This window comes from Pedobacter sp. 01N416, assembly GCF_056399685.1.
This window is the reverse complement of sequence record NZ_JBFTRT010000470.1, coordinates 1-4,096: the sequence shown is the minus strand read 5'-3', so window position 1 is coordinate 4,096 and position 4,096 is coordinate 1. Positions and strand designations below refer to the sequence as shown.

Annotated in this window: 4 protein-coding genes; 1 reads left to right on the top strand and 3 read right to left on the bottom strand. The window is 39.3% G+C overall.

All coding sequences use genetic code 11. The annotated features are described in order from the left end of the window. Positions 1–272: hypothetical protein (locus AC1DND_RS21660; protein WP_477584692.1), on the top strand; the 272-nt coding region annotated here is incomplete at its 5' end. Positions 273–445: 173 nt separating this feature from the next. Here the strand turns inward: AC1DND_RS21660 and arsC are convergent. The 3 genes from arsC to AC1DND_RS21645 all read right to left on the bottom strand — a co-directional run bounded on the left by arsC (position 446) and on the right by AC1DND_RS21645 (position 4,093). After that, positions 446–790 (bottom strand): arsenate reductase (glutaredoxin), encoded by a 345-nt coding sequence (arsC, locus tag AC1DND_RS21655; RefSeq protein ID WP_477584691.1) that lies wholly within the window; start codon positions 788–790, stop codon positions 446–448. Between the two features lie 10 nt (positions 791–800). After that, positions 801–1,391 carry a DUF502 domain-containing protein gene (locus AC1DND_RS21650; protein WP_057935154.1) on the bottom strand — a complete coding sequence of 197 codons (591 nt, stop codon included), beginning with the start codon at positions 1,389–1,391 and terminating at the stop codon, positions 801–803. A 254-nt stretch (positions 1,392–1,645) separates the two neighbouring features. Further along, complete coding sequence (locus tag AC1DND_RS21645) at positions 1,646–4,093, bottom strand: bifunctional UDP-N-acetylmuramoyl-tripeptide:D-alanyl-D-alanine ligase/alanine racemase (RefSeq protein ID WP_477584693.1); 2,448 nt, start codon at positions 4,091–4,093, stop codon at positions 1,646–1,648. Positions 4,094–4,096 lie beyond the last annotated feature (3 nt).

The window sequence follows — 4,096 nt, the reverse complement described above, 5'->3', positions numbered from 1 at the left end:
GGCTTCGTTTTAAAGCAAAAATTGTATTTGCCTCTGGCGATGCTTTTGACTGGAGCTTTCAAAACAGCTGGTTAAGCCGGTGGTCGTTAAACGACCATCAGGATAAACAGATTTTATTCAATGCTTCAAGCGGAAATGGCATGTTACATACCAATGTAGACGACGATAAACTGATTTTATGCGGGCTTTTTATCAGGGAATACTATTCGAGGCTTCTTGTTGGCTTTATCATTGTAGTATTCTTTCTGTTTAGTTTCAAGAATATTTTTTAGATTCTGCAGATTGTACTTCGAAGTACATTTCCAAATACGATCGTCATGCTGAATTTATTTCAGCATCTATCCTTCATATAGACCCTGAAATAAATTCAGGGTGACGTGCCACATTAGAAAGAACTATTTTAGATGCTGAAACAAGTTCAGCATGACGATAACTCGATTTTAAGTTAACCCAAAATCTCTTTTATCTTTTCGGTTGGTCTGGCAATTACAGCTTTATCTCCTGAGATGATAATCGGTCTTTCAATTAAAATAGGATGTACAACCATGGCATCAATCCATTCTTCATCAGTCAAGATTTTTCCTTTATAGTTTTCAGTAAAAACCTTTTCACCTTTCCGGATCAATTCCAATGGTTTAATACCCAGTTTTTGAATAATAGATTGTAGTTCGGATTTGTTTGGTGGAGTTTCCAGATAATAAACCACCTCGAAAGCCTTTCCACTATTTTCTAATTCCACTAAAGCACAACGGCTTTTAGTGCATCTGTTATTGTGATAAATCGTAATCATTTAGAAATGTTTAAAGTCCGCTTACACCACCGCTAACCACCAGTTTCATGGCATCAGCTGCTGTCATATGCAAATCAGTCACTTTATCTCTTCTTACAATACAAAGCTGACCTGCAAAAGAATAAGAAAGTGGAAAATATACGGCTACTTCTTCGGGCAAATTGAGTTTATGCAGATCGTTCTGCGTTAAAAATCCAATCTTTTTTAGGCCTCCCTCCACTTCTACCAGCACCGGATGGTTAAATTTCTTCTCATCACCTACAAAAGCTTCTGTTAAATCTTTTATGGATGAATAGATAAAATTAAGTAAGGGTAACCGCTGCATAATCCGCTGAAACCAATTGTACATGGGCTCGGTTACCAAATTGGTTACAAAGATACCGGCCAGCAAAATGAGGGCTAAAACCGTCAGCAAACCTAAACCAGGGATGTTCCGGCTTTCGCCTGTACTTGGATTTACGCCTAAAATATTGTTTACATTTAACCAGCTATCTACAGTTGTAACTGCCCAAACCACAATAAAAATACTTACGGCAATGGGCACAACAATTAATAAACCTTTAATCAAATAGTTTAAAATAGCTTTCCCGACTTTATTCATGGCGCAAAAATAACATTTTTTTTAGTTCATTCGTGACATGTTCAATGGTTCATTTGTCATTGGTTCATTTGTACCAAGAGCCTACTAAACAATCTGCTCTATACCAATGAACCAATAGGCAATAGGCAATACGCTATACTAATGACCAATGAACCACTGAACAAATGAACCAATACGCTATACAAATGACCAATGAACACTGAACCAATACGCAATATGCTACACTAATGAACACTGAACCAATGAACTAAAAACTATTCATAAAAATAAACACGTTTAACCCTTTGCGAGATATTGGTCAGAATTTCATAAGGAATGGTGCCGATATCTTCGGCCAGTTGCATAATGGTGTGCTCCTTATTAAAAACAATAGCTTCATCACCAGGCTTCACATCAATGCCTGTGATATCCAACATGGTCATGTCCATGCAGATTGAACCAATTGTTGGTACCAAGTGGCCATTTATAAGCATTTTACCCACTCCATTGCCAAAATACCTGGTATAGCCGTCGGCATAGCCTATTTTTACTGTCGCTATTTTTCCACCATTTGGCATTATTCCCCTCCTGCTATAGCCTACAGTTTCACCCGGAGCCAATGTCTTCACTTGGGTAACCGTAGTTTTAAGCACCATTACGGTTTGCAAACCCCGGTTATTCAGCAATGCAGCGTCGAAACCATACAGGCCTATGCCCAAACGGACCATGTCCATTTGCCCTTCTGGCCAACGCGAAATGCCCGAAGTATTGGATATATGAAGCAATGGCTCGTAGCCTAAAACTTCGACCAACTGGTTGGCGATAATTTTAAACCGTGCGATCTGCTGTTGCGTAAATCCATCATGCTCTGCTGCATCGCTTGCCACCAGGTGAGAAAAAATACTTTGAACCTTTACCCTCGCCGAGTCTTTAAGCAGATTGGACAATGGATCGATTTCTGACTGATCAAAGCCCAAACGGTGCATGCCACTATCTATTTTAATGTGGATGGGGTAATCGAAATCATAATCAGACAATGCATTTAAAAAACTATTCAGAATTTCTATACTGTAAATTTCGGGTTCAAGCTTGTGTTTAATGATGGCTTCGAAAGCCGATTCTTCAGGACTCATCACCATAATCGGCAGCGTGATTCCCGCTTTCCGCAAAGCGATACCTTCATCGGTATAAGCTACCGCCAGATAATCTACCTTATGGAACTGCAATAAATTGGCAATTTCAAAACTTCCGCTTCCGTAAGAAAAGGCCTTAACCATAGCCATCATTTTAACACCTGGTTTGATTTTAGATCTGTAAAATTGCAGATTACCAACCATGGCATTCAAATCGATTTCTAAAACCGTATCGTGTATTTTCTGGGTAAGGAGTTTACTGATCCGACCAAATTCGAACCGTCTGGCCCCTTTTACCAATATCGTTTCATGGTTAAACTGTAAACCAGGAAAAGCATCGATAAAGGCATTGGTGTCGTCGAAAAACTGCGTCTCAAACTTAAAAAGATCAGCATATTTAGAAATATGAGTCCCAATTCCAATCAGGCGGTTTACCTTCTTCTGTAAAAGCAGTTCTGAAATCTCCCTATATAAATCCAAATCCGCTCTCCCCGTTTCAAATAATTCGGAAAGAATAACGGTTTTCTTTGCGTGCTGATTCTGTTGATTTAAAAAATCCAGGGCAATGGCCAACGAAGAAATATCGGCACTGTAAGAATCGTCGATAATGGAACATTGGTTAATCCCATTTTTCAGCTCTAAACGCATGCTCACATGACTCAATTTTTCCAAACGTAAATCAGCCTGCTCTGGCGTATAGCCTAAAGCCAGTAAGGTTGCCCAGCAGATCATTCCATTTTCTATCGAAGCTTTATCTTTAAAAGGCAAAATGCATTCAATTTCCCTATTTTGATAAATGGCCCTCAGGTAGCAGTTGCCTTCGATGGGTTCAACCGCAATAACCTGAAGATCTGCCGCTTGTTTGCTGCTCCAGCTAAACTGTTTTTTACCAGGCAGTTCTTTTACGCTTATTTCGCTTATATATTCAGGCGAATAAATAAACAGTTCTGATGCTGCAAAGAGTTTTAATTTCTCTGTTAGTTTTTCTTTTTTTGAACCGAATCCTTCGGCATGTGCTTCGCCGATATTAGTTAAGATTCCAATTTCGGGCTGGATAATTTCTGCCAAGTATTGCATCTCGTTAACTGCGGAAATACCAGCTTCAAAAATACCCAGCGTATGATCGGCCTCAATCTGCCATATGGAAAGCGGCACCCCGATCTGTGAATTATAACTCTTAGGACTTTTAACGATATTAAAATCGGCAGCCAGGAGCTGATACAACCATTCTTTAACAATTGTTTTTCCATTACTCCCCGTAATACCGATGGTTTTTAGATCAAATTGATTCCGGTGTTCGATAGCAAGTTTTTGTAGCGACGCCAAAGCATCGTCTACCAATAAAAAATTGCAGTCGGGGTACTCGTTAATGTATTTCGCCTCGGTAATTACAAAATTCCTGATTTCCTTTGCATAAGCATCTCTAATAAATTCATGTCCATTACGGTGCGAAGACAGGGCAAAAAACACAGAATTTTCCGGAACCAAAACCGAACGGCTATCGACCACCAGATATTGAATAATTACCTGTTCATCAACTAATTTGGCATCGGCATTTAAAATTTCGGCTATTTTGGCAATGGTGTATATTGG

Bases quoted from the DNA above. Each gene is read 5' to 3' on its own strand.
- arsC (WP_477584691.1), bottom strand. From the start codon at position 790: ATGATTACGATTTATCACAATAACAGATGCACTAAAAGCCGTTGTGCT.
- AC1DND_RS21650 (WP_057935154.1), bottom strand. From the start codon at position 1,391: ATGAATAAAGTCGGGAAAGCTATTTTAAACTATTTGATTAAAGGTTTA.